We start from the raw sequence: 23044 nt of genomic DNA on the forward strand, positions 1-23044 counted from the left end.
CATTGGGTGCGTTGAGCGCACCGAAGGCCACATTGGGTGCGTTGAGCGCACCGAAGGCCACATTGGGTGCGTTGAGCGCACCGAAGGCCACATTGGGTGCGTTGAGCGCACCGAAGGCCACATTGGGGCGCTGGGTCAGCCGGCCGCCCAGAAGGCGTAGTCCGCCCAGTAGCGGACCGCCGTCTGGGCACCGGCCGTGCACGTTCCGGCCGGTGCCACGCCGCCGCGGGTGTGGAGGCGCTGGATGTAGGTCACCTTGGCGAAGGTGCCGTCGCCGGTGTTGAGGTTCGCCTTGAGCAGCAGCTCCGGGATCGTGCCCGTGCGCGGCGACGAGGCGGCCGCCGCCGCGCCGACCGTGCTGCCGTCCACGATGGACGTCCAGACCGGGCCCTTGCTGTGCAGGGCCACCGGTTTGCCGTGCTTCGAGAGGACCGCCGCGGGCTGGATCAGCGCCCACGCGCCGTTCGTGCAGCCGTAGATCTGCACGCCTTCCGCGGGGTAGGCCGCCACCGGCCGGTTGCCCGCCGGGACCTTGAGCGCGTCCGGCACCTTCGAGGCCGCCGGGGTGGCCGAAGCCGTCGCCGCGCCGCCGAGCACCAGTGCGCCGACCGCGAGCGCCACCGTCATCCGCTTCATGGAATCCACCTTCGAAATCCTCCCGCCGCTTCTCGGCGGGCTCCCGCACCCGACACGGGAGCCCGCCGGAAACGGTTCAGACGGATCAGGCGGCGACTTCCTCCTGCGGCGGCGGCGTGGTTTCGGCCTCGGCCGCCTTCGGGTCCGGCGTGCGGTGCCGCAGGGCCAGCAGGCCGCCGACGACCAATGTGATCACCACGCCCATCAGCGTGTACCACGGGTAGGCGAGGGCCACCTTGTCCCCGGCCGCCTTGCTGAAGTCGACGCCGATCAGGTCGCCGGTCTTCGCGTTGAACTTCACCCCGAGGATGACGAACGCCATCGCCACGACCGTGACGACGAACGCGATGATCGCGTCCACCTGCCGGGCCTTCTTGATCAGCAGGCCCAGCAGGAACGACCCCAGCAGCGCGCCGTAGGTGTACCCGGTGATGGCCAGGCCGAGCTCGATCACCGAGTTCTTCGTGGTGGAGAACAGCGAGGCGAACACGGCGAACACGACGGCCCAGATCAGGGTCCACATGCGACCGTGCTGCAGCAGCTTCGAGTCCTCCGGCGAGCGCTTGGTGAACCGCTGGTAGAGGTCGGCCACGGTGGACGTCGAGAGCGCGTTGAGCGCCGAGGCGAGCGCCCCCATCGTCGAGGCCAGCACCCCGGCGATGAGCAGGCCCGACACACCGACCGGCAGGTCGTCGATGATGAACCGCGAGAACACGTCGTCCGGGCTCTGCATCCCCAGCTCCGCCACCGGCTTGCGGCCGTTGAACACCCACAGCATCGTCCCGACCAGCAGGAACAGCGCGAACTGCACGGTGACGATGATGCCGCTGCCGATGAGCGCCTTCTGCCCGTCGCGCAGGCTGCGCGTGGCCAGCAGCCGTTGCGCGATCAGCTGGTCGGCGCCGTGCGACGCCATCGACAGCGCCGCGCCGCCGAGCACCGCCGTCACGAAGGCGTACGGGCTGGTCAGCAGGTTCTTCCCGAAGTCGACGAGCATGAACTTGCCGTCCGCGGACGCCTGGGCGGCCCAGTCGGCGGGCAGCTTGTTCAGCAGCACGATCGCGGCCACCGCGGCCCCGCCGAGGTACAGCGAGAGCTGGATGACGTCGACCCAGACGACGGCTTTGATCCCGCCGATGTAGGCGTAGATCAGCGTCAGCGCGGTGAGGATGACGACGATCACCCAGTAGTCCAGGTGGATGTTGTAGTGCGCCAGGATCACCTTGATCGGGATCGCGCCGGCGAACAGGCGCACGCCTTCGGCGAGCAGCCGCGTGATCACGAACGTGACCGACGCGGTGCCCTGCAGGCCGGAGCCGAACCGCTTCCCGAGGAACGCGTACGCGCTGACGAGGTTGCCGCGGAAGTACCGCGGCAGCAGGACGAACGCGGCGATCGTCCGGCCGATGATGTAGCCGAAGGCCAGCTGCAGGAACAGGAACGCGTTGCCGAAGACCAGCCCGGGCGTGCTGATCACGGTGAGCGTCGAGGTCTCCGTGGCCACCACGGACAGCATCACCGCACCCCACGGCAGACTCCGCTCGCCGACGAAGTAGTCGGCCGCCGACCGTTGCTTCCGGCCGACGAGCACGCCGATCAGCGGCATCGCCGCCAGGTAGACCACGATGATGGCGAGGTCAACACCGCGCATGGATCTCTCCTACTGTCATCCGGCCTTCTCCGCGACTCGCAACCGCGTCACGGCGCCCCCCAGCGGGGCGGGAAGGATCAGGGGCCCGGCGCCCGGGACGAGCGCGCCGAGCACGCGCGGCCCGCGGGCACCGGTCGCCGACGGCACCGTACCCGGCACGCCGCACCAGGTGAGCCAGCCCAGCAACGCCGTCAGGTACGCCTCCTTGCCGGCTCCGGGCAACCCGAGGTCGTCGCTGGTCTTGAGCACCGCCGGGGCCAGGGTGCGGACCAGCGCCGTCATCAGCGCCGGGTTCGCGACGCCGCCGCCGGAGGCGATGACGACCGTGACGCCGTGGCGGCGGCACTCCTCGGCGACGGTGACGGCGGTCAGCTCGGTCAGCGTCGCGAGCAGGTCGCCGGGATCGACCGGGTCCAGGCCGGCCAGCGCCGCGTCGAGGTAGGCCGCGTTGAAGTGCTCCTTGCCGGTGGACTTCGGCGGCGCGGCGGCGAAGTACGGGTCGGCCAGCAGCCGGCCGAGGAGGTCGGCGCGCACCGACCCGCCGCGGGCGAGCCGGCCGTCGACGTCGCTGCGCTGCCCGGTGACGCGGTGGGCCGCGAGGTCGAGCAGGGCGTTGGCTGGCCCGGTGTCGTAGGCGATCACCGGTTCGCCTTCGGCGACGACGGTGATGTTCGCGATGCCGCCGAGGTTCAGCGCGGCGACCGGCCGTCCGGTGTCCTCGGCGAGGCCGCGCAGCCACAGCCCGTCGAGCGTGCTCGCCAGTGGTGCGCCGTGGCCGCCCGCGGCGACGTCGCGGGCGCGCAGGTCGGCGCACACGGGCAGCCCGGTGGCTTCGGCGATCCAGGCGGGCTGGCCGAGCTGGAGGGTGCCGCGGACGTGACCGCCGGAAACCCAGTGGAACACCGTCTGGCCGAGCGACGCGACCAGGTCCGCACGGCCGGCGGCGAGCTCCCCGGCCCCGCGCCGGGCCGCGTCGGCGAACGCCTGGCCGACGCCGGTGTCGAGCCGGGTCAGCTCGCCGGCGGTGCACGGGTTCGGCGGCAACGCGGCGAGCAGGGCTTCGCGCAGGGGTTCGGGGTAGGGGACGTCGAGCTCGCCGAGCGGCGTCAGCACCACCGTGCCGTCTTCGGCGTGCAGGTCGGCGGCGGCCACGTCGATCCCGTCGATCGACGTGCCCGAAATCAGGCCGATCACCCGAAGGCCGTGGCCACCGTTCTTCCCCATCCGGAGGGGTTTAGTGGAGCCTCCGGTGTGACGCAACCCACGTGGTGAAGTCTTGGCCCAAACGGGACCCAGGTCGTGACGAATTGCCGGTGCGGACGGGGTGTCCGGTGCGGCGGAGCGCGGATGAAAGGATGGGTCCGTGTCGAGCACCTGGTTCCTGTTCGTAGTCGTTGCCGTCGTCGTCCTGGTCGCCCTGCTGGTGACCGGCCTGCTGATCGCACGCAGGCGGCGGATCAGCCTGGACGCCCAGCGCGAGGTCGAGGAGAAACCGAAGGGCGGTTCGTACGCGGCCAGCGGCGGCATCGCGCTCGCGCCCGGCGGCACGGCCACGGAAGCCGAGCAGCCGGCCGAGAAACCGGCCGAGCACCCGGTCGAGGACCGGCCGGAGGTCGACGGCCAGCCCGCGGTGGGCGACGACGCGGCGGTGCCGCGCGACTCCGCGCAGCGCACGGTCCGCGACGTCAAGCTGCCGGACGCCGAAGTCGTCGAACCCGCCCCGGTCGTCGAGGAGATCGAACCGGCGACGGGCCGCATCGAGCGGCTGCGCGGCCGGCTGTCGAAGTCGCGGACGGTGTTCGGGACGAGCCTGCTGGGCCTGCTCGGCGCCGGCGACCTCGACGAGGACTCCTGGCAGGACGTCGAGGACACGCTCCTGATGGCCGACCTGGGTGCGGCCACCACCACCCAGCTCGTCGAGCGCCTGCGCGACGAGCTCTCCCGGCGTGCGGTGCGGTCGTCGGCCGAGGCGCGCGAAGTGCTGCACGAGGTGCTGACAGCGCAGCTGTCCACCGACGGCCACCGCGCGGTGCGGGCGCTGCCGCACATCGTCGACGGCAAGAAGCAGCCCGCGGTGGTGCTGGTCGCGGGCGTCAACGGCACGGGCAAGACGACGACGACGGGCAAGCTCGCCCGCGTCCTGGTGGCCCAGGGCGGCACGGTCCTGCTGGGCGCGGCGGACACGTTCCGCGCGGCGGCGGCCGACCAGCTGCAGACGTGGGGCGAGCGCGTGGGCGCGGAGGTCGTCCGCGGCAAGGAGGGCGCGGACCCGGCGGCGGTCGCGTTCGACGCGGTCAAGCGCGGCGTGGACACCGGCGTGGACGCGGTCCTGATCGACACGGCGGGCCGGCTGCACACGAAGACGGGCCTGATGGACGAGCTGGGCAAGGTCAAGCGCGTCGTGGAGAAGCAGGCGAAGGTCGACGAGGTACTGCTGGTCCTCGACGCGACGACGGGCCAGAACGGGCTCATGCAGGCCCGGGTGTTCGCCGAGGTCATCGACGTGACGGGGATCGTGCTGACCAAGCTGGACGGGACGGCGAAGGGCGGCATCGTGTTCCAGGTTCAGAAGGAGCTGGGCGTCCCGGTGAAGCTGGTCGGGCTGGGCGAGGGGCCGGACGACCTGGCGCCGTTCGAGCCGGGCGCCTTCGTGGACGCGCTGCTGGGCTAGGTGATCTGCTGGATCTGCTGCCGGGTCTGCCAGTCGTACACGGCTTTGCCGCCGTTCAGTGCGATGGCGTGGTTCAGGCACAGCCTGTACTGGCTCTGGGAGACGGGGGACGTGCAGCGTAGCCCGAAGCGAGAAATCATCGCGGCCCGGCACTGATGCCGGCCGGCTGCCGCGCCGAGGGCCGTGAACCGCTGCTTCACCGCGGCGAGCTGTGCAGCCGTCGGCGTGCCCGGGAGCTGCCGCGGGGCCGCGCTGCCCGGCGGGGGGAGCTCGAACGGGCTGGCGCCGTCCGGTGCCTGCAGCCCGAGCTTCCGGAGGAGCTGCTCCGTCGGTGTCTCGGTCGTGATGGTGAGCCGGTCCGTCCCGCTGCTCGCGGCCCAGTGGCGGATCCAGCCGACGCCGTGCAGCACCGGTTTGCCGCCGAACTCCGCCGGCTGATCGAGGACCAGGGCGCTGATCAGGTAGTCGTCGCGGGGCAGGGTCAGGTGCGAGGTCTCGCCGAGCACCATCGGCACGGTCACGCCCGGCGTCCGCTCGCCGTCGCGTGGCGCGGTCTGGAGCGCCAGCAGCACGGGCTGCCGCCCGGCGGGGGTGTGCCGCACGGTGATGTCGAGGTCGCTGGTGACGTCGCCGAGCCGGTGCCGCCGCGGCTCGGCCCGTGGCGGGACGGGCGGCAGGACGACCTGCCGCGGCCCGTCGAGCAGCCGGTCCATGCCTCGTTCGGCGAGCCGTCCGACGATGGCGGCGCCGGCCGCCTGCCCCAGCCAGATGAGCGACATGGTGATCGGTTCGGGCACCGAGGCTCCCCCCTTTCGCGGACGCGTGCTGTGGTGGCAGACGCTCGAGCGCCGCGGATTGATACCGGAAAGTGCGGCTAAAGCCGGAACAGCGGCGTCCCGTCCACCTTCCGCAACCCCAGCTGCAGGATCACCGGCGCCGACGGGCGGTTGGCCGGGATCAGGCACGGGGACGTCCGGCGGGCCGTGATCGTCAGGCGGGACCAGCCGATGCCCTGCAGGGTGCGGCGGGCCGGGTCGACCACCATCGCCGCGCCGAAGTAGCGGCCGCCCGGGAGCGCGATGCGGGCCGTCTGGCCCAGGATCACCGGGAACGCCGTGCCCGCCCGGCTGCCGCACTCCTGAAGCGTGAGGATCACCGGTGTCCGGCCCTTCGCGGCGAGGTGGTGCCGGACGCTGATCTCGATCGTCCCCGCCGGGGTCTTGGCCGGGCGCGGCCAGGCGGGTGGCGTGGCGGGCCCGTCGAGCGCGCGGTCGACGAGCCGGTCCAGCAGGTTCGAAGCGGCGCCCTGTGCGAGCCAGGCCAAGGCGCCGGTGTGCGAGTCCATGCTCTTCCTCCGGCGATATTCGGGTGACGGCAGCGGCGCGCCCGCGCAGAATCGGGGCATGCCCGGTTGACGCACGCGCGCCCCTCCTCGTGACAGACGTCCCGAAGCCGTCATTCGCTACGAGAGAGGACCCATCATGACTGTCATTCACGGCGATCGGGTGCGCCTGCGCCCGATCGGCCCAGCGGACCGTGCCCGCGCGCGCGAAATCCTGGCTGCGCCGGAGGTCGCCCGCTGGTGGGGCGACCCGGACCACGAGATCGAAGGCCTGTACGAGGTCGAAGAGGGCTACGCGGTTTACGTGATCGAGGCGGACGGAGTCGTCGGCCTGATCCAGAGCCACGAGGAGCTGGACCCGCAGTACCGCCACGCGGGCATCGACATTTCGGTGCACCCGGACTTCCACGGCCGCGGCCTCGGCCCGGACGCGATCCGCGCACTGGCTCGCCACCTGTTCGCCGGTGGCCACCACCGCTTGACGATCGACCCGGCGGCGGCGAACGAAACAGCGATCCGGGCGTACACGAAGGTGGGGTTCCGCCCGGTCGGCGTGCTGCGTGATTACGAACGCGCCCCGGACGGCACCTGGCACGACGGGTTGCTCATGGACCTGCTGGCCGGGGAGCTGAAGTGAGTCAGTCCTTGTCGATGACCTGCTGAAGCAGCCGGCTCATCTGCTCCATGCCGATGTTCACCTTGGTGAATCCGCTGCGCATCTCGGCCCTCAGGTCGACGATCTCCCGGCCCTGCTCGATCTGCGTCTCGCGCAGCGCGTTCAGCACCTGGGTGTGACCGTTCAAGGTCTGCTTGAACTCCGACACATCGCGGTCCGCCGTGCCGGCGAGAATGCGGGCTGCCGCGGCGTCGTGCCGAGTCTGCCGCACCTGCTCCTCCAAAACGGTCACGCGGGCTTCGAGATCTTCGAGGCTTGCCATGCCGCGTACTTTACCGGCGAGGGTCGGAGCTCTCGCAGCAGGGTCACTTTCCGTCACTAGTTATCACTTTGAGTCACACTGATAGTGGTGTCCGGGACAGGCTCGCCCCCAGGGCGTCCGCCACCCGCTGTACCGCCGGGGCGATGTGCGCCACCGCCTCGGCGGTCAGCCGCCCGGACGGGCCGGACACCGACACCGCCGCCGGTACCGGGGCTCCCGGTACCGCCACCGCGACGCACCGCACGCCGAGCTCCTGCTCCGCCTCGTCCAGTGCGTAGCCCTGCGAGGCGATCCGCGACAGCTCCACCGCCAGCGCGTCCGGGTCCGTGAACGTGTGCTCGGTGTACGCCGGCATCCCGGTCCGGTCGAGCAGTGAACGCACTTCGGCGGCGGGCAGGTGCGCCAGCATCGCCTTGCCCACCCCCGTGCCGTGCGGCAGCAGCCGCCGGCCGACCTCGGTGAACATGCGCATCGAATGCTTCGAGGGCACCTGGGCCACGTACACGACTTCGTCGCGCTCCAGGACCGCCAGGTTGGCCGTCTCGCCGACCTCTTCCACCAGTTCGGCCAGCAGGGGGCGTGCCCAGGCGCCGAACTGCATGCTCGCGTTCTCGCCCAGCCGGATCAGCCGCGCGCCCAGTGCGTAGCGGCGGTTCGTGTTCTGGCGGACGTACCCCAGGTCGACCAGGGTGCGGATCAGCCGGTGGATCGTCGGCATGGGCAGCCCGGACAGCGTCGCCAGCTCGGACAGGCTGGCTTCGCCGCCGGTGTCCGCGAGGTGTTCCAGCAGCTCGAAGGCGCGTTGCAGGGACTGGACGCCGCCGTCGCGACCGTTCTTCTCCGCCGGCACGGTGGCCCTCCTTACGTCGGCGTTGAGCTTCCGCTATGCAGAAACTATAGTCCGGCTGGTAGAAAACCGTAGGGCCGTTATCCAAAGATCCGAACCCTCGAGGTGTTTCCCCATGTCTTCTGAAGTCCAGGTGCTGGGCGACCCGGTCGAGCGCGGCGAAGAAATCCTCACGCCGGAGGCGCTCGCCTTCCTCGCCGGCCTCCACGACGCTTTCGCCGGCCGCCGCGACGAGCTGCTCCAGGCGCGGAGCAAGCGCCGCGAGGAGGCCCGGACCACCGGCAGGCTCGACTTCCTGCCGGAGACCAAGGAGATCCGCGAAGGCGACTGGCAGGTCGCCGGTGCGCCGCCCGCGCTGCGGGACCGCCGCGTCGAGATCACCGGGCCGACCGACCGCAAGATGACCATCAACGCGCTCAACTCCGGCGCCAAGGTCTGGCTCGCCGACCTCGAAGACGCCAACACGCCGCACTGGCGGAACGTGGTCTCCGGCCAGGTCAACCTGTACGACGCCGTCCGCGAGACGATCACCCTGGAAAGCGGCGGCAAGAGCTACGCCCTCAAGGACGACGTCGAGCACGCCACGATCGTGGTCCGCCCGCGCGGCTGGCACCTCCCCGAGAGCCACCTGACCTTCGGCGGCCGCGAGGGTGTCGGCGCGCTCGTCGACTTCGGCCTGCACTTCTTCCACAACGCGGCCGAGCTGCTCAAGCGCGGCAAGGGCCCGTACTACTACCTCCCGAAGATGGAGAGCCACCTCGAAGCGCGGCTCTGGAACGACGTCTTCACCCACGCCGAGAAGACCCTCGGCATCGAGCACGGCACCGTCCGCGCGACCGTGCTGATCGAGACCATCCCGGCCGCGTTCGAGATGGAAGAGATCCTCTACGAGCTGCGCGAACACGCCTCGGGCCTCAACGCCGGCCGCTGGGACTACCTGTTCAGCGTCATCAAGTACTTCCGTGACGCGGGCGAGAAGTTCGTGCTGCCGGACCGCAACTCCGTCACCATGACCGCGCCGTTCATGCGCGCCTACACCGAGCTGCTCGTGCGCACCTGCCACAAGCGCGGTGCCTTCGCGATCGGCGGCATGGCCGCGTTCATCCCGAGCAAGGACCCCGAGACCAACAAGGGGGCCTTCGAGAAGGTCCACGCGGACAAGTCCCGCGAGGCCGGCGACGGCTTCGACGGCTCCTGGGTCGCGCACCCGGGCATGGTCGAGCTGTGCAAGGAGGAGTTCGACAAGGTCCTCGGCGACAAGCCGAACCAGCTCGACCGGACCCGCGACGAGGTGAGCGTCACCGCCGACCAGCTGCTGGACGTCGCTTCGACGCCGGGCGGCGCGACAGCGGCCGGCCTGCGCGCCGCGGTGGACGTCGGCGTCCGCTACATCGCGTCCTGGCTGGGCGGCAACGGCGCGGCGGCCATCCACAACCTGATGGAGGACGCCGCCACCGCCGAGATCTCGCGCTCGCAGATCTGGCAGTGGGTCAAGAACGGGACCACTTTGGACAGCGGCGACGTCGTGACGGCGGCGCTGGTGCGCGGCGTGCTGGCCGACGTCCGCGGCGAGCTGGCCGGCGAGCTCAAGCCGGAGCAGCTGGAGCCCGCGGTGGAGCTGTTCGAGCAGGTCGCGCTGGCCGAGGAGTTCCCGGACTTCCTGACGCTGCCCGCTTACGAGCGGATCAAGTAGTGCGGCTTCCCGACGACGTCTACGACGCCGCCGACGCGCGCCTGGCTGCGGCCGACGCGCGCGTCGCGGCGTCGTACCCGGGGGAGCGGCCGGGACGGCAGCCCGTGCACACGGTCTACGTCCCGGCTTCGCAGTACAAGACGCGCCTGGTGGCCGGCTGGGGCAAGCAGGCGATGCGCGTGTTCATCGAGCACGGCGACCTCCTCGGTGCCGACGCGGACGTGTACGAACGCGTCCGCGCGAAGCTGCTGACCGAACCGATCGAGGACCTGCGGATCGACTTCGAGGACGGCTACGGCCGCGTGCCGGACGACGTCGAGGACGCCGCCGCGCTGGCGGCCGGGCAGACCTTGGCGACCACCGGCGGGACGCCGTTCTGCGGCATCCGCTTCAAGAGCTTCGAAGCGGCGACGCGCCGGCGTGGCATCCGCACCCTCGACCTGTTCCTGGGTGCGTTGCTGGACAACGGCCCGCTACCGCCCGGATTCGTCGTCACGCTGCCGAAGGTGACCGCGGTCGAGCAAGTTGCGGTGGCCGCGGAAGTCCTCTCCCGCTTGGAAACCGCGTACGGGCTCACCGGCGGCACGCTGCGCTTCGAGGTGCAGATCGAGACCGCTCAGTCCATTGTGGACCTCGACGGGACGCTGTCGGTGGCGCGGATCGTCCAGGCGGCGGAAGGCCGGTGCTCGGGCCTGCACTACGGAACCTACGACTACAGCGCGGGCCTCGGCATCGCGGCCGCGTACCAGAGCATGGCGCACCCGGCCGCCGACCTGGCCAAGGGCCTGATGCAGGTCGCGGCGGCCGGCACCGGCGTCCGCCTCTCGGACGGCTCGACGAACAAGCTCCCGATCGGCGACGCACTGCCCGCGGCGTGGGCCGAACACCTCCGGCTGGTCCGCCGGTCACTGGAACGCGGCTTCTACCAGGGCTGGGACCTGCACCCCCACCAGCTGCCGACCCGGTTCGCGGCGACGTACACGTTCTACCGCGAAGGCTTCCCGGCGGCGGTGGAGCGGCTGCGCGCGTACGCGGACAAGCAGGCCGGGGGCGTCCTGGACGAACCGGCGACGGCGCAGGCGCTGGCCGTGTACCTGCTGCGCGGCCTCGACTGCGGGGCCTTGGACGAAGGTGAGCTGCCGTTCGGGCGGCCGGAACTGGAGAAGTACGCGCTGCGGCTCGCGTGAGCAGTGGCAGAGCGGACGCTCAAGGGCGAGCGCCCACTCAGCCACTGCTCACGGCGGCTGCTACGACGGCAACCGGCCGGGGTGTTCCGGTCGGTGCGCGATCACGGCAACCACGGTCAGCAAGGCGAGCTGACCGGCGATCGTCCCGGCTGTCGCCCACGTCGGAAGAGCCGCCGAAGCCGCTTTCAACGTCAACGCCGGCCCGAGGACCGCGCCGAGCACGACCAGCACGTCCAGGACCGTGGTGAGCAGCCGGCGGGTCTGGCTCGATGGCACCGCCATTTCCGCCTTCACCTCCGACGTCTCGATCCGGACGTGCGCGAACCGGCTCGGGCTGTCGTCCCGGTCCGGCTCCACTTCGTGAGGTGCGGACGGATCCGCACGCTCGATTTCGGCACCCATGCTCGTGCCCGTTCCTTTCCGGGCCCGGCCAGGCGTCCGCGGCGGCACGTCGGACCGGGGACCACTTTTCGTGGCCGCGGCTCACGCCGCGGCCGGTTACCGGTCGGCTGTTCGCCTGCCCACCCCCACGGAAGGCAGGCGGACCCGTCGTCCGGTAACCGGAGTCCTTGCCGCGAGGAAGCGTGGTCCTGCTTCCCGATCACTCGGCCCGCCTGCATGAAGACGGGTCCGCGCCAAGGGTGGCTCGCAGTTCGACTGTAAAGCGCCGCTGTCCGGCCTGCAACACTTTTTCGCTGCGAAATATGTGTGTTTTCGGTGGCGAACCTGTCATGATGGCGTGGCACGCAAGAGGAGGCAGCATGCCCGCAGGTGAAGAGAACCGGTCCGCCGTGGTCGACCGCGTCAACGTCGCGTTGATCGCCGAAGCGGTCGATGCGCTGGCGAAGCTCCAGGAACGCACCGGTCTCAAGAAGGTCGACCTCGTCAACCGGGCACTGCTGGTGTACGAGTTCGTCGACGCCGAACTCAAGGCGGGCAAGCAGGTCCTGGTGCGCGACCGGGACGGCCGGGACCAGCTGGTGAAGATCTTCCTGTAGTCACTCACCGAGCCGGGCGCGGTCGGCGGCGGCCCGGCCCGCGCCCCAGCCTTCGTGGCTGCGCACGGTCACCGATCTGCCGACGACCTCGGGGAAGAGCGTGGTGAAGGCCGCCTCGACCTTCAGCTCGTGCGACGCCAGCACCGGCAGCAGCTCGGCCGGGTCCGGCGACCGCCCGATCGTCGCTTCGGCGGCCTGTTCGAGCCGCTCGCCGATCCGGGTGGCGTAGGAGACCAGGAACGACTTCCGGAACGGGCGCGACCGGCCGGCCGGGTCGGCGATCATCGCCCGCGTGGCCTGGACGAGCAGGGACGTCGTCAGCAGCGCGACGGAGTCCAGGTCGTCCTCGTCGCCGACGACGGTGACGAACTCCCAGCGCGGGTCGAAGACCGCCCGGCAGCGGTTGGCCTGCGCGACCACGTGGACCAGCAGCGACTTGGCGTCGGTGTACGGCGTCTCGAGCCAGATCCGGCGGGCGGCGGGCAGGTCGGGTGCGGCCTCGCCGGCCTCCACCAGCACGCGGTCGAGGGCGTGGCGGGTCATCAGCTCCTGCGCCTTCGCCGACAGGGCCTCGGCTTCCTCCGGGAACGAGCTCGACTCGGCCTTGGCCAGCAGGGCGCGGACCCGGCTCAGCTTCTTGTCGTCGACGTGCTTTTGACCGGCGCCGTGACTCACCGGGCGCTGCAGCGGGGTCCCCGGCGCGGGCAGGACGACGGTCACCGGTGGCAGCGTCTTCAGCAGGCCGAAGGCCTCGATGACCGCCGCCACGGCCTCGGACGGCGTGAGGATGTGCTTCGCCGCCCACTGCGGCAGGTGCGGCTCGGTCTCCGGCCACCAGCGGACGGCCCCCGCCGCGTCGAGCTGCTCCCGCCACGACGGGTGCACGGCGGTGAACTGCCCGGCGTACACGGCGAGTGTGTCGAGCAGGTAGGAGGCGCCGAACTCGTCCAGGCGCCGCCGGGCCGCCTGGTGGAGGTCTTCGGGCAGCCAGCCGGCCCGGCACGCCCGGCCGATCAGCTGCTGTCCGGCCCGGTCCGCGGCTTCGGCGAGTCCGGCGGGCAGGGTGAACCCCGGCGCCAGCCGGTCGGCGTCACCCGGTGCGGCGGCGAGCAGGGCGTCGCCGAATTCTTCGGCCGTGGTCGGTGGCGGGCCGACCCGGACCTGCTTCCGCTTGCCCACCCGCCCAGTCTGCCGCAGGGGATTTCCGGGCGTCGGGTACGTCACGGCGAGCGTTAACACCGCCGGAACATCCGACGCTTAGGGTCCCGCCATGGCGGAGAACAAGAAGCGCTGGTGGACGTCGGTGTTCGTGCAGCTGCTCGTGGCGGTGGTCGCGGGCGTGCTCGTGGGGCACTTCTGGCCGGTGCTCGGTGCCCAGCTCAAGCCGGTCGGCGACGGCTTCATCCGGCTGATCAAGATGATCATCGCACCGCTGATCTTCTGTGTCGTGGTGACCGGGATCGCGGCCGTCGGCGACATCAAAGCGGTCGGACGAATCGGACTCAAGGCCATCGTCTACTTCGAGGTCGTCACGACCTTCGCGCTGCTGTTCGGCCTGGTCGTGGCGAACGTCTTCCGGCCCGGTGCCGGGCTCGACATCAACCCGGCGACGCTCGACCCGAACGCCGTCGCCGCCCAGACCAAGGGCGGGCAGCTGCCGTCGATCGGGGACTTCCTGCTGCACACCATCCCCGACAGCGTGGTCAACGCGTTCGCGCAGAACCAGCTGCTGCAGGTGCTGGTGTTCGCGGTGTTCTTCGGTGTGGCGCTGGCGGCGATCGGGCGGGAGCGGGCTCCGCTGGTGCTCGACTTCGTCGACCAGGTGCAGAAGGTCATCTTCAAGGTGATGGGCTGGATCATGCGGGTCGCGCCGCTGGGCGCGTTCGGCGCGATGGCGTTCATCATCGGCCAGTACGGTCTGTCCACTTTGGGCACCTACGCGAAGCTGATCGCCGCGTGCTACGGCGCGGCCGTGCTCTTCACGCTCGTCCTCGCCGCGATTTCCCGGTTCTACACCGGGGTTTCGATCTGGAAGTTCCTCCGCTACGCGCGGGAAGAGTTCCTGCTCGCGCTGGGCACGGCCTCGACGGAGTCGGTGATGCCGCGGATCATGACCAAGCTCACCGACGCGGGCTGCTCCCGCGCGGCGACGGGGCTGGTGGTGCCGACCGGGTATTCGTTCAACCTCGACGGCGCGACCATCTACCTGTCGATCTGCACGGTGTTCCTGGCGCAGGCGTTCGGCGTCGAGATGACGCTCGGCCAGCAGCTGCTGGCGGTGCTGATCCTGATGCTGACGTCGAAGGGCATGGCGGGCGTCCCGGGCTCGAGCTTCCTGGCCCTGTCGGCGACGGCGGCGGCGATCGGCGCGTTCCCGGTGGCCGGGGTGGCCCTCCTGCTCGGCGCGGACCGCCTGATGGATTCGATGCGCGTGTTCGTCAACCTGCTCGGCAACTGCGTGGCGACGTTCGTGGTGGCGAAGTCCGAAGGCCAGCTGGACCGCGCCAAGCTGCGCGAGACGCTGGAGGGCGCGACGCCGGTCGCGGCCTGACGGCAGCGGCGACGTCACGAACGACTCTTCCATGACGTCCGGTGGTTCACCGCAGCCGCGGGAGCGCGTCCCTGGCGAAGTGGCTCAACGTCCGCAGGTCTTCGGCGAACCGCGCCCGGTGGTCCTCCGGCAGGGGCTGGAAGAAGAACTGCTCGATGTTCTCCACGTGCAGGCGGCTGGCCCGCACGGTCGTCTCCTCGCCGGCCGCGGTCAGCCGGACGAGCTGGATCCGCCGGTCGCTCGGGGCCGCCGTGCGGGTCACCAGCCCGAGCGCCTCCATCCGGTCGACCAGCCGGGTCGCGCCGCCGGTGGTGAGCACCTGCTCCTGGGCGATCGAGCGCATGGTCAGCCCGTTCTCGCCCGCTCGGCCCACGATCAGCAGGACTTCGTACATCAGGTGCGTGATGCCGCACTCGCGTTCCAGTGCCCGCCCGAGCAGGTACCCGAGCCGGTGCGCGGCACCCTGCAGCCGCCCGAAGGCCAGCACGCGGGCGTCGCCCGCCGCCTGCCGGGCCGAAGTGATTTCGGGGTCCACGCCTTCATCATCCTCCCCCCTCCACTCCGGCGCGCAAGGCGAGGTAGACGTCGAGCTGGCCGGTGAACTCCGTCAGGTCCACGCCCAGCAGCTCGCCCGCCCGGCCGATGCGGTAGCGCAGCGTGTTGACGTGGACGTGCAGCGCCTTCGCCGCCCGGGTCGGCGAGCCCGAGCACTCCAGGAACACCCGGACCGTGTGCACCAGGTCCGTGTGCTGCTCCGCGTCGTAGGCCAGCAGCGGCCCGAGCACCCGGCGGCGCAGGGCGGCCCGCAGCCCGGCCGGGGCGCCCGCCAGCAGCAGCTCGTGCGCGTCCACCTCGCCGGCCCGGACCACCGTCAGCCGGCCCGGCCGCCGCGCCGCCACCTCCACGGCGTACCGCGCGCTCTCCACGGCCTCCGTGCGCGGGCCCGGATCGCTGATCCCGCAGAGGATCCGGGTCGCCCGCAGCAAGGGCTCCACAGTGGACAAGCCGGCCGGGGAGGGCCGCACCGCGGCCGCGTACGACGTTTCCCCCGCGGAGTCGAGCAGCTGCGCGTCCGGCAGCAGCTCGCCCAGGACGTCCCGGCTTTCGTCGCTGCCTTCGGTCCGCAACGCGACGACGCACACCTCGCCGGGCAACGACGCTTCGGGCCGGGCAGCGCGCGCCCGCGTGACCCCGACGAGCCCCGCCACCTCCTCGGCCAGCTCGGCCTGCGCGGTGCTCAGCGGCCCGCCCACGGCGATCAGCCACGGCACCGCGTGCCGCCCTTCGACCGGGACCACCGTCAACGGCCCGGGCTCACGCGCCGCGTACCGGCGGACGACGTCCTCGGGCGGCATCGGCAGCGGGGCCGTCCCGGCGATCGGCCTGCCCAGCCCCGACAGCACCCAGCAGGGCAGCCCGAGTTCCGCCGCGGCGCGCTCCACCAGCGTCTCGACCGGGGCCTCCGCGGCCGCCTGCAAACGTTTGCGCGCACTGTCGGACGCGGCCGCCAGTGCCAGCACGACCTGCTCGGTGATCACCGAAAACGACAGGTCGGGCGGCACCTCCAGCAGCGGGATCCGGTGCCGGACGCAGGCGTCGACCACGTCGTCCGGTATCCCGCCCGAGTCGGCTCCGGACGCGGCCAGCGCCGCCGCGCCCGAGCGGGCCAGCGCGGCCACGAACGGCTCGGCGTCGCCGGGGGCGTGCCACCAGAGCAGGCCGGACAGCACCAGCTCACCGGCCGACAGGTACCGTCCGGGGTCGGACAGCTCCGTGACGTAGATGCGCGTCACCGGCCGGTCGAGCAGGTCGGTCCCGGCCCGCGGGCGCAGCCGCAGCCCGGGGAGGCCCAGCAGAGTTTTCACGGTCGTCATGAGGCTTGTAGGAAAGCACAACCGGGCCCGCGTCCGCTCCTGTGCGTTTCATGCGTGGTGCCGTTGCCGCCCGGCCGGGTTCCGTCGTCTACTGGTCTATCGCCCCCACGAAGGAGCGCTCTTCTAAGGAGAAGCAGTGGAGTTCCTGCGTCCCAAGACGCTCGCCGAGGCCCTGGCCCTCAAGGCCGAGCGGCCGGACGCCGTGCCGATCGCCGGCGGCACCGACGTCATGGTCGAGCTGAACTTCGACCACCGGCGTCCCGCGGCGCTGCTGGACCTGACCACGGTCCCCGAGCTGGCGGAGTGGTCCACTGTAGACCATTCGGACGGCACGATCCGGCTCGGCGCGGGCGTCCCGTACTCCCGGGTCATCGCTGAGCTGGGTGAATCCGTCCCCGCGCTGGCCATGGCATCGCGCACGGTCGGGTCCCCGCAGATCCGCAACCGCGGCACGGTCGGCGGCAACCTCGGGGCCGCCTCGCCCGCCGGCGACACCCACCCGGTGCTGCTCGCCCTGGACGCGCGGGTCGAGGCGGCCTCCGTCCGGGGGACCCGCCTCCTCCGCGCGGAGGAGTTCTACGTCGGCGTGAAACGGCACGCCCTCGAGCCGGACGAGCTGATCACCGCCGTCCACCTGCCCGGACACGCCGGGCCGCAGCAGTTCGCCAAGGTCGGCACGCGCAACGCGATGGTCATCGCCGTCTGCTCCTTCGCGCTGTCCCTGCGCGACGGCGAGGTCGGCGCGGCGATCGGCTCCGCCGCCCCGACCCCGCGCCGCGCCCGGTCCGCCGAAGACTTCCTGGCCGCCGAGCTGCCGTGGACGTCACGCGAGCCGCTGCCAGACTCCCTGAAACGCCGCTTCGGCGACCTGGTCGGCGAAGCGGCGTCGCCGATCGACGACGTCCGGGGCAGCGCCGCGTATCGGAAGCACGCCCTCGGGGTACTCGCGCGGCGTACGTTGACCTGGGCCTGGGACGAACACCGGACGGGAGCGCGCGCATGCGCCTGAATGTCACGATCAACGGCGAGCCGCGGCAGGCGGACGACGTCTGGGAAGGCGAAAGCCTGCTGTACGTGCTGCGCGAGCGGCTCGGGCTGCCCGGCTCGAAGAACGCCTGCGAACAGGGCGAATGCGGGTCCTGCACGGTCTACCTCGACGACCTCCCGGTGTGCGCCTGCCTGGTCGCGGCCGGGCAGGCCGAGGGCCGCGTGGTGCGCACGGTCGAGGGGCTGGCCGACGGCGACACGCTCGACCCGGTCCAGCAGTCCTTTGTGGACGCCGGGGCGGTGCAGTGCGGGTTCTGCACCCCCGGCCTGGTCGTCGCCGCGCACGACCTGCTGAACCGCGTCCCCGACCCGAGTGACGAGGAGATCCGCGAAGCACTGGCCGGCAACCTCTGCCGCTGCACCGGCTACGAGAAGATCCTCGACGCGGTGCGCGCGGCAGCGAAGGACTCCCTGGGAAAGGATGTTGTCGCGTGAGGACGCTCATCGCGAACGCGGCGATCGCCACCGTCACCGGCGAGGAGTACGCGAGCGGGCACGTCGTCGTCGAGAACGACCGGATCGCCGAAGTCGGCGAAGGCGTGTACACCGGCGAGTTCGACGAACGCGTCGAAGCCGAAGGCTGCCTGGTCACGCCGGGGCTGATCAACACCCACCACCACCTCTACCAGTGGGCGACCCGCGGGCTGGCCGCCGACCACACGCTCTTCGAGTGGCTGGTCGCGCTCTACCCGGTCTGGAGCCGCCTCGACGACGAGATCACGCACACCGCGGGCACCGCCGGGATGGCGCGGCTGGCGCTGACCGGCTGCACCACCGTCGCCGACCACCACTACGTCTTCCCGCGCGACGGCGGCGACCAGGTCGCGGCACTGGCTGCGGCCCGCCAGCGCATCGGCGTCCGGCTGCACGTGGTCCGCGGGTCGATGGACCGCGGCGAGTCCGACGGCGGCCTGCCGCCGGACAACCTGGTCGAGGCGACCGAGGACGCGCTGACCGGCACGGAAGCGGCGATCGACCGCTTCCACGACGACTCCGCGGGTGCGCACCTGCAGATCGCCGCGGGTCCGTGCTCGCCGTTCTCGGTCACCGAACGGCTGATGTCCGGCGCGGCCGAGCTGGCCCGGCGCAAGGGCGTCCGCCTGCACACCCACCTCGCCGAGACCGTCGACGAGGAGCGGCAGTGCCTCGCCGAGGCCGGCTGCACGCCCGCCGAGTACGCCGACAAGCTCGGCTGGCTCGCCGACGACGTCTGGCTCGCCCACACCGTCCACCTCGCGCCCGAGGCGATCCGCCGCTTCGGCGCGTCGGGCACCGGCTCGGCGCACTGCCCGACGTCCAACGGCCGCCTCGGCGCCGGCATCGCGCCCGTCCGCGACCTCCTCGACGCCGGCGTCCCGGTCGGGCTGGGTGCCGACGGTGCCGCGTCCAACGAATCCGGCGGCCTCGGCGAAGAGCTCCACCAGTCGCTGCTGCAGGCCCGCCAGCGCGGCGGCCCGCGCGGCCTGACCACGCGCGAAGCGCTGTGGATGGGCACGATGGGCGGCGCCCGCTGCCTCGGCCGCGCGGACGACCTGGGCTCCCTGGAGCCCGGCAAGCTCGCCGACCTGGCCGTCTGGGACCTGACCGGGCTGAACCACGCCGGCATCACCGACCCGGTCGCGGCGCTGGTGCTCGGCACCACGCCGCCGCTGCGCCGCCTGTTCGTCGGCGGCAAGGCCGTCGTCGAGGACGGCACGCTGCGCGAAGCCGACGAGTCCGCCATCGCCCGCGAGCTGGCTGCCGCGAGCGCCCGGTTGCGGGAGGGCAGATGACGAGCACCACCTCCGTCACCACGACCGCGAACGGCGTCGGCACGTCGCCGCGGCGGCCCGACGGCACGGTGAAGGTCCGCGGCGAGTTCGCCTATTCCTCGGACCTCTGGCACGAGGACATGGTGTGGGGCGTGACGCTGCGCAGCCCCCACCCGTACGCCCGGATCACCGGCATCGACATCGCGGAAGCCCTGGCCGTGCCCGGCGTCTCCGCGGTGCTGACGCACGAGGACGTCCCCGGCCTCAACCGCTACGGCCTCGAACACGCCGACCAGCCGGTGCTGGCGTCCGACGTCGTGCGCTACCAGGGCGAGCCGGTGGCGCTGGTCGCCGCCGACCACCCGGAGACCGCGCGCCGCGCGATGAAGCGGATCGTCGTCTCCTACGAAGAGCTCTCTCCGGTGACGGACTCCGAAGCCGCTGTCGCGGGCGAAGGGCCTTCGCTGCACGAAGGCGGCAACGTCGTCCGGCACGTCAAGATCCGCCGCGGGCCTCAGGACGTCCCCGCCGACGTCGTCGTCTCCGGTGTCTACGAGGTCGGCATGCAGGACCAGGCCTTCCTCGGCCCGGAGTCCGGGCTCGCCGTGCCGGACACCGAAGGCGGCGTCGACCTGTACGTCGCGACGCAGTGGCTGCACGTCGACCAGCAGCAGATCGTCGCCGCACTGGGGCTGCCGATCGAGAAGGTGCGGCTGACGCTCGGCGGCGTCGGCGGGGCGTTCGGCGGCCGCGAAGACCTGTCGATGCAGGTGCACGCGTGCCTGCTGGCCCTGCACACCGGCAAGCCGGTGAAGATGGTCTACAACCGCGAAGAGTCCTTCTACGGGCACGTCCACCGTCATCCGGCGAAGATGTACTACGAGCACGGCGCCACGCGCGACGGCCGGCTCGTGTACGTGCGTACGCGGCTGTTCCTCGACGGCGGCGCGTACGCGTCCTCGACCGGTGCGGTGGTCGCGAACGCGGCCACGCTCGGCGTCGGACCGTACAAAGTGGACAGTGTCGCGGTGGACTGCTGGGGCACGTACACGAACAACCCGCCGTGCGGCGCGATGCGCGGGTTCGGCGCGGTCCAGGCGGCGTTCGGCTACGAGTCGCAGATGGACAAGCTCGCCGCGGCCTGCGGGCTCGACCCGGTCGAGATCCGCGTCCGCAACGCGATGCGCGAGGGCGACCTGATGCCGACCGGCCAGGTCGTCGACGCCGAAGCGCCGGTCGCGGACCTGCTGGCCCGCGTGCGGGAGATGCCGATGCCGCCGGACCGGCCGTTCGACCTGCGGAACCTGCCGGGCGGGGTGTCCAACACGACGCACGGCGAAGGCGTCGTCCGCGGGGTCGGGTACGCCGTCGGGATCAAGAACGTCTGCTTCTCCGAGGGTTTCGACGACTACTCGACCGCTCGGGTGCGCCTGCAGCTGGTCGGCGGGGAGCCGGCCGCGACCGTGCACACCGCGGCCTGCGAGGTCGGCCAGGGCCTGGTGACGATCATGCAGCAGATCGTCCGCACCGAGCTCGGCGTCGACCAGGTGACGGTCCTGCCGATGGACACCTCGATCGGCAACGGCGGCTCGACGTCGGCGTCACGCCAGACCTACGTCACCGGCGGCGCCGTCCAAGCCGCCTGCGTGGCGGTGCGGGCGCGGCTGCTCGCGCGGTTCGACGCTCGAGTGCGCGTGGTCGGCGGCAAGCTCGTCGCGGCCGACGGACAGGTGGTCGCCGACCTGGTGGACGTCCTCGGCGGCGACGTCTACGACGAAACCGTGGAGTGGCGGCACCGGCCGACGTCCTCGCTGGATCCGGAGACCGGGCAGGGGAGCGCGCACGTGCAGTACGCGTTCGCCGCGCACCGGGCGGTCGTCGACGTCGACACCGAGCTGGGCCTGGTCAAGGTGGTGGCGCTGGACTGCGCCCAGGACGTCGGCAAGGCGCTGAACCCCCAGGCCGTGCTCGGCCAGATCCAGGGCGGTTCGGCGCAGGGGCTCGGGCTCGCGGTGATGGAGGAGATCCAGCTTTCCGGCGGGAAGATCCGGAACCCCTCCTTCACCGACTACCTCATCCCGACCGTGCTGGACATGCCGCCGATGACCATCGACGTCCTGGAGCGCCCGGACCCGCACGCGCCGTACGGCCTGCGCGGGGTGGGCGAGCCGCCGACGATCTCGTCGACGCCGGCGATCGTCGCCGCGATCCGGGCCGCGACCGGGCTCGCGCTCACCCGCGTCCCGGTCCGGCCGGAGCACCTCACCGGGACTTGAGCTGCTCGAGGGACCAGTTCTGGTTGGCGTCGTCGTGGCAGGTCCACAGTTCGAGCGGCGTGCCGTTGACGTTGCCGGCGGGCTTGTTGCCGCCGGTGACGTCGACGCACAGCCCGGCCTGGGTGATCGAGCCGTCGGCTTCCAGCTTGAACTGCTGGTTCGCGCCGCCGTGGCAGGTCGAGGCGACGAGCTTCGTCCCGGACGTTCCGCCCTGGGCGTCCAGGCAGCGGCCGTCGGCCCTGAGCTCACCGGCGCCGGTGAACGTCCAGGCCTGCTCGGTGCGGCCGTCGCAGTCCCAGATGTCGACGCTTGCGCCGTTGACGTCGATGCAGCGTGCCGACGAGGCGCCCCGCAGCGGCTGCGTGGTGCCGATGCTGCTGCCCGAGCCGGGGGCGACCCGGTAGATCACCGTGCCGTGCGACGGCACGGTGGCGCTGATCGTGCCGCCGCTGGTGGTCAGCTCCTTCGACCACAGGTTGGTCAGCCGGTAGCTCGCCGCGGCGGGCAGCCCGGCCGCGGCGGCCGTGGTCGAGACCGTGCGGGGAGAGCCGGTTTCGTTGAACAGCACGACCGCGACCTCGCCGTCCTGGAGCGGCTTCGCCAGGACGTCCAGGCCGTCGCCCGACGAGATCCGGGTGGCCTGCTTGCCGAGCGGGTCCTGGTCGACGGCGATGACGTCCGGGTCGAGGTAGGTCGAGAAGGCGGCGACACTCGCGGCGCGCAGGTCGGCGCCCGCGATCAGCGGCGCGGCCATCGCCGCCCAGAGCGTGAAGTGGGCGCGGTCCTCCCGGAAGGCCATGCCGTTGCCGACCTCGAGCATGTCCGGGTCGTTCCAGGCACCCGGCTTCGCGGCGGGGGCGAGTTCGACGTTCTGGTGGTAGATCGCGGCGATGCTGCCCCAGTTGTTGGTGATGTCGCCGGTGGTGCGCCAGAGGTTGCCGACGTCCGGGGCCCACGTCGCGGGGTCGAAGTAGCCCCATTCGCAGATGCTGTAGGTGATCGGCCGGCCGGTGGCCTGCAGCGCGTCGCGCATCGCCGAGTAGCGCCGGATGTAGTCCTGCTGGGTGCTGTCGCTGTTGTGGCAGTTGTCGTACTTGAGGTAGTCGACGCCCCAGCTCGCGAAGAGGTTCGCGTCGGCCTGTTCGTGGCCGAGGCTGCCGGGAAAGCCCTGGCAGGTCATCGTGCCCGCGTCTGCGTAGATCCCGAACTTCATCCCGCGGGCGTGGATGTGGTCGCCGAGGGCCTTGAGGCCGCTGGGGAACTTCGCGGGGTCGGCGACGAGGTTGCCGTCCGCGTCGCGGGACCAGGTCATCCAGCAGTCGTCGAGGTTGACGTAGGTGTAGCCGCGGTCGCGCATCCCGGAGCTGACCATGAGGTCGGTGGTCTGCTTGACCAGGGTTTCGTTGATGTTGCACTCGAAGGTGTTCCAGGTGTTCCAGCCCATCGGCGGGGTGCGGGCCTGGCCGTTCTCGAGGGCTTCGGCCGGGCTCGTGACCGAGACGACGGCGGCGAGGGTGACTGCGGCGACTGCGGCGGCGGGGACTCGGCGCATGGTGGCTCCAACCGGACAACGGTGTGAGGA

22 protein-coding genes are annotated in these 23044 nt (G+C 71.6%); 10 read left to right on the forward strand and 12 right to left on the reverse strand.

What is annotated here, in order from left to right; all coding sequences use genetic code 11:
* Window positions 1–135 precede the first annotated feature (135 nt).
* From ACLJQE_RS38885 to ACLJQE_RS38895, 3 genes are all read right to left on the reverse strand, one after another.
* Window positions 136–636, reverse strand: coding sequence for a DUF3455 domain-containing protein (locus tag ACLJQE_RS38885; RefSeq protein ID WP_410644629.1), 501 nt, complete (start codon window positions 634–636; stop codon window positions 136–138).
* 85 nt (window positions 637–721) lie between these two features.
* Entirely contained in the window at window positions 722–2287 is a 1566-nt protein-coding gene (locus tag ACLJQE_RS38890) for a sodium:solute symporter (RefSeq protein ID WP_410644630.1), read from the reverse strand.
* Between the two features lie 15 nt (window positions 2288–2302).
* Window positions 2303–3511, reverse strand: a complete 1209-nt coding sequence (locus ACLJQE_RS38895; protein ID WP_410644631.1) for an anhydro-N-acetylmuramic acid kinase — start codon at window positions 3509–3511, stop codon at window positions 2303–2305.
* Window positions 3512–3650: 139 nt separating this feature from the next.
* On the opposite strand from ACLJQE_RS38895, the gene ftsY reads away from it, so the two are divergent.
* Window positions 3651–4958: a signal recognition particle-docking protein FtsY gene (gene ftsY / locus ACLJQE_RS38900; RefSeq protein WP_410644632.1), complete on the forward strand. Its 1308-nt coding sequence runs from the start codon at window positions 3651–3653 to the stop codon at window positions 4956–4958.
* Here ftsY and ACLJQE_RS38905 read toward each other — a convergent pair.
* Window positions 4955–5755: a hypothetical protein gene (locus ACLJQE_RS38905; RefSeq protein WP_410644633.1), complete on the reverse strand. Its 801-nt coding sequence runs from the start codon at window positions 5753–5755 to the stop codon at window positions 4955–4957. The two genes, ftsY and ACLJQE_RS38905, sit on opposite strands and share 4 nt — an antisense overlap.
* Before the next feature lie 77 nt (window positions 5756–5832).
* Window positions 5833–6303: a hypothetical protein gene (locus tag ACLJQE_RS38910; protein WP_410644634.1), complete on the reverse strand. Its 471-nt coding sequence runs from the start codon at window positions 6301–6303 to the stop codon at window positions 5833–5835.
* A 136-nt stretch (window positions 6304–6439) separates the two neighbouring features.
* Between ACLJQE_RS38910 and ACLJQE_RS38915 the strand changes: the two genes are divergently transcribed.
* Entirely contained in the window at window positions 6440–6937 is a 498-nt protein-coding gene (locus ACLJQE_RS38915; protein WP_410644635.1) for a GNAT family N-acetyltransferase, read from the forward strand.
* Window position 6938: 1 nt separating this feature from the next.
* On the opposite strand, the gene ACLJQE_RS38920 is transcribed toward ACLJQE_RS38915, so the two are convergent.
* Together ACLJQE_RS38920 and ACLJQE_RS38925 are read right to left on the reverse strand one after the other, a co-directional pair.
* Window positions 6939–7238: a hypothetical protein gene (locus ACLJQE_RS38920; RefSeq protein ID WP_410644636.1), complete on the reverse strand. Its 300-nt coding sequence runs from the start codon at window positions 7236–7238 to the stop codon at window positions 6939–6941.
* Window positions 7239–7311: 73 nt separating this feature from the next.
* Complete coding sequence (locus ACLJQE_RS38925; protein WP_410644637.1) at window positions 7312–8088, reverse strand: IclR family transcriptional regulator; 777 nt, start codon at window positions 8086–8088, stop codon at window positions 7312–7314.
* 112 nt (window positions 8089–8200) lie between these two features.
* Here ACLJQE_RS38925 and aceB point away from each other — a divergent pair, with 112 nt between their 5' ends.
* Both aceB and ACLJQE_RS38935 read left to right on the forward strand, forming a co-directional pair.
* Window positions 8201–9778 carry a malate synthase A gene (gene aceB, locus ACLJQE_RS38930; RefSeq protein WP_410644638.1) on the forward strand — a complete coding sequence of 526 codons (1578 nt, stop codon included), beginning with the start codon at window positions 8201–8203 and terminating at the stop codon, window positions 9776–9778.
* Complete coding sequence (locus tag ACLJQE_RS38935) at window positions 9778–10965, forward strand: DUF6986 family protein (protein ID WP_410644639.1); 1188 nt, start codon at window positions 9778–9780, stop codon at window positions 10963–10965. Before aceB ends, ACLJQE_RS38935 begins: the two co-directional genes overlap by 1 nt.
* Before the next feature lie 60 nt (window positions 10966–11025).
* On the opposite strand, the gene ACLJQE_RS38940 is transcribed toward ACLJQE_RS38935, so the two are convergent.
* Window positions 11026–11367 (reverse strand): hypothetical protein, encoded by a 342-nt coding sequence (locus ACLJQE_RS38940; RefSeq protein ID WP_410644640.1) that lies wholly within the window; start codon window positions 11365–11367, stop codon window positions 11026–11028.
* A 359-nt stretch (window positions 11368–11726) separates the two neighbouring features.
* Between ACLJQE_RS38940 and ACLJQE_RS38945 the strand changes: the two genes are divergently transcribed.
* A complete protein-coding gene (locus tag ACLJQE_RS38945) occupies window positions 11727–11963 on the forward strand; it encodes a hypothetical protein (protein WP_410644641.1) in 237 nt (78 codons plus the stop codon).
* Here the strand turns inward: ACLJQE_RS38945 and ACLJQE_RS38950 are convergent, their stop codons facing one another.
* Window positions 11964–13142: a DUF2786 domain-containing protein gene (locus ACLJQE_RS38950; RefSeq protein ID WP_410644643.1), complete on the reverse strand. Its 1179-nt coding sequence runs from the start codon at window positions 13140–13142 to the stop codon at window positions 11964–11966. It lies immediately after the preceding gene.
* Window positions 13143–13233: 91 nt separating this feature from the next.
* Here ACLJQE_RS38950 and dctA point away from each other — a divergent pair, with 91 nt between their 5' ends.
* Entirely contained in the window at window positions 13234–14514 is a 1281-nt protein-coding gene (dctA, locus tag ACLJQE_RS38955) for a C4-dicarboxylate transporter DctA (RefSeq protein ID WP_410644644.1), read from the forward strand.
* Window positions 14515–14560: 46 nt separating this feature from the next.
* On the opposite strand, the gene ACLJQE_RS38960 is transcribed toward dctA, so the two are convergent.
* Together ACLJQE_RS38960 and ACLJQE_RS38965 are read right to left on the reverse strand one after the other, a co-directional pair.
* On the reverse strand, window positions 14561–15049 hold the full coding sequence (locus ACLJQE_RS38960) for a MarR family winged helix-turn-helix transcriptional regulator (RefSeq protein ID WP_410644645.1): 489 nt from the start codon (window positions 15047–15049) through the stop codon (window positions 14561–14563).
* 7 nt (window positions 15050–15056) lie between these two features.
* Window positions 15057–16388 (reverse strand): PucR family transcriptional regulator ligand-binding domain-containing protein, encoded by a 1332-nt coding sequence (locus ACLJQE_RS38965; protein WP_410644646.1) that lies wholly within the window; start codon window positions 16386–16388, stop codon window positions 15057–15059.
* A 136-nt stretch (window positions 16389–16524) separates the two neighbouring features.
* Here ACLJQE_RS38965 and ACLJQE_RS38970 point away from each other — a divergent pair, with 136 nt between their 5' ends.
* Genes ACLJQE_RS38970 through pucD form a run of 4 tightly spaced genes read left to right on the forward strand, consistent with a single transcriptional unit; the run spans window position 16525 to window position 21462 of the window.
* On the forward strand, window positions 16525–17397 hold the full coding sequence (locus ACLJQE_RS38970) for an FAD binding domain-containing protein (protein WP_410644647.1): 873 nt from the start codon (window positions 16525–16527) through the stop codon (window positions 17395–17397).
* A complete protein-coding gene (locus tag ACLJQE_RS38975; protein WP_410644648.1) occupies window positions 17388–17870 on the forward strand; it encodes a (2Fe-2S)-binding protein in 483 nt (160 codons plus the stop codon). The genes ACLJQE_RS38970 and ACLJQE_RS38975 overlap by 10 nt, the downstream gene beginning before the upstream one ends.
* Entirely contained in the window at window positions 17867–19207 is a 1341-nt protein-coding gene (locus ACLJQE_RS38980) for an 8-oxoguanine deaminase (RefSeq protein WP_410644649.1), read from the forward strand. The genes ACLJQE_RS38975 and ACLJQE_RS38980 overlap by 4 nt, the downstream gene beginning before the upstream one ends.
* Window positions 19204–21462 (forward strand): xanthine dehydrogenase subunit D, encoded by a 2259-nt coding sequence (gene pucD, locus ACLJQE_RS38985; RefSeq protein ID WP_410644650.1) that lies wholly within the window; start codon window positions 19204–19206, stop codon window positions 21460–21462. The genes ACLJQE_RS38980 and pucD overlap by 4 nt, the downstream gene beginning before the upstream one ends.
* Here pucD and ACLJQE_RS38990 read toward each other — a convergent pair.
* Window positions 21449–23014 (reverse strand): glycoside hydrolase family 27 protein, encoded by a 1566-nt coding sequence (locus tag ACLJQE_RS38990; protein ID WP_410644651.1) that lies wholly within the window; start codon window positions 23012–23014, stop codon window positions 21449–21451. The two genes, pucD and ACLJQE_RS38990, sit on opposite strands and share 14 nt — an antisense overlap.
* Window positions 23015–23044: the final 30 nt, after the last annotated feature.

The sequence above is a fragment of the Amycolatopsis sp. lyj-346 genome (assembly GCF_046548975.1).
GTDB lineage: Bacteria > Actinomycetota > Actinomycetes > Mycobacteriales > Pseudonocardiaceae > Amycolatopsis.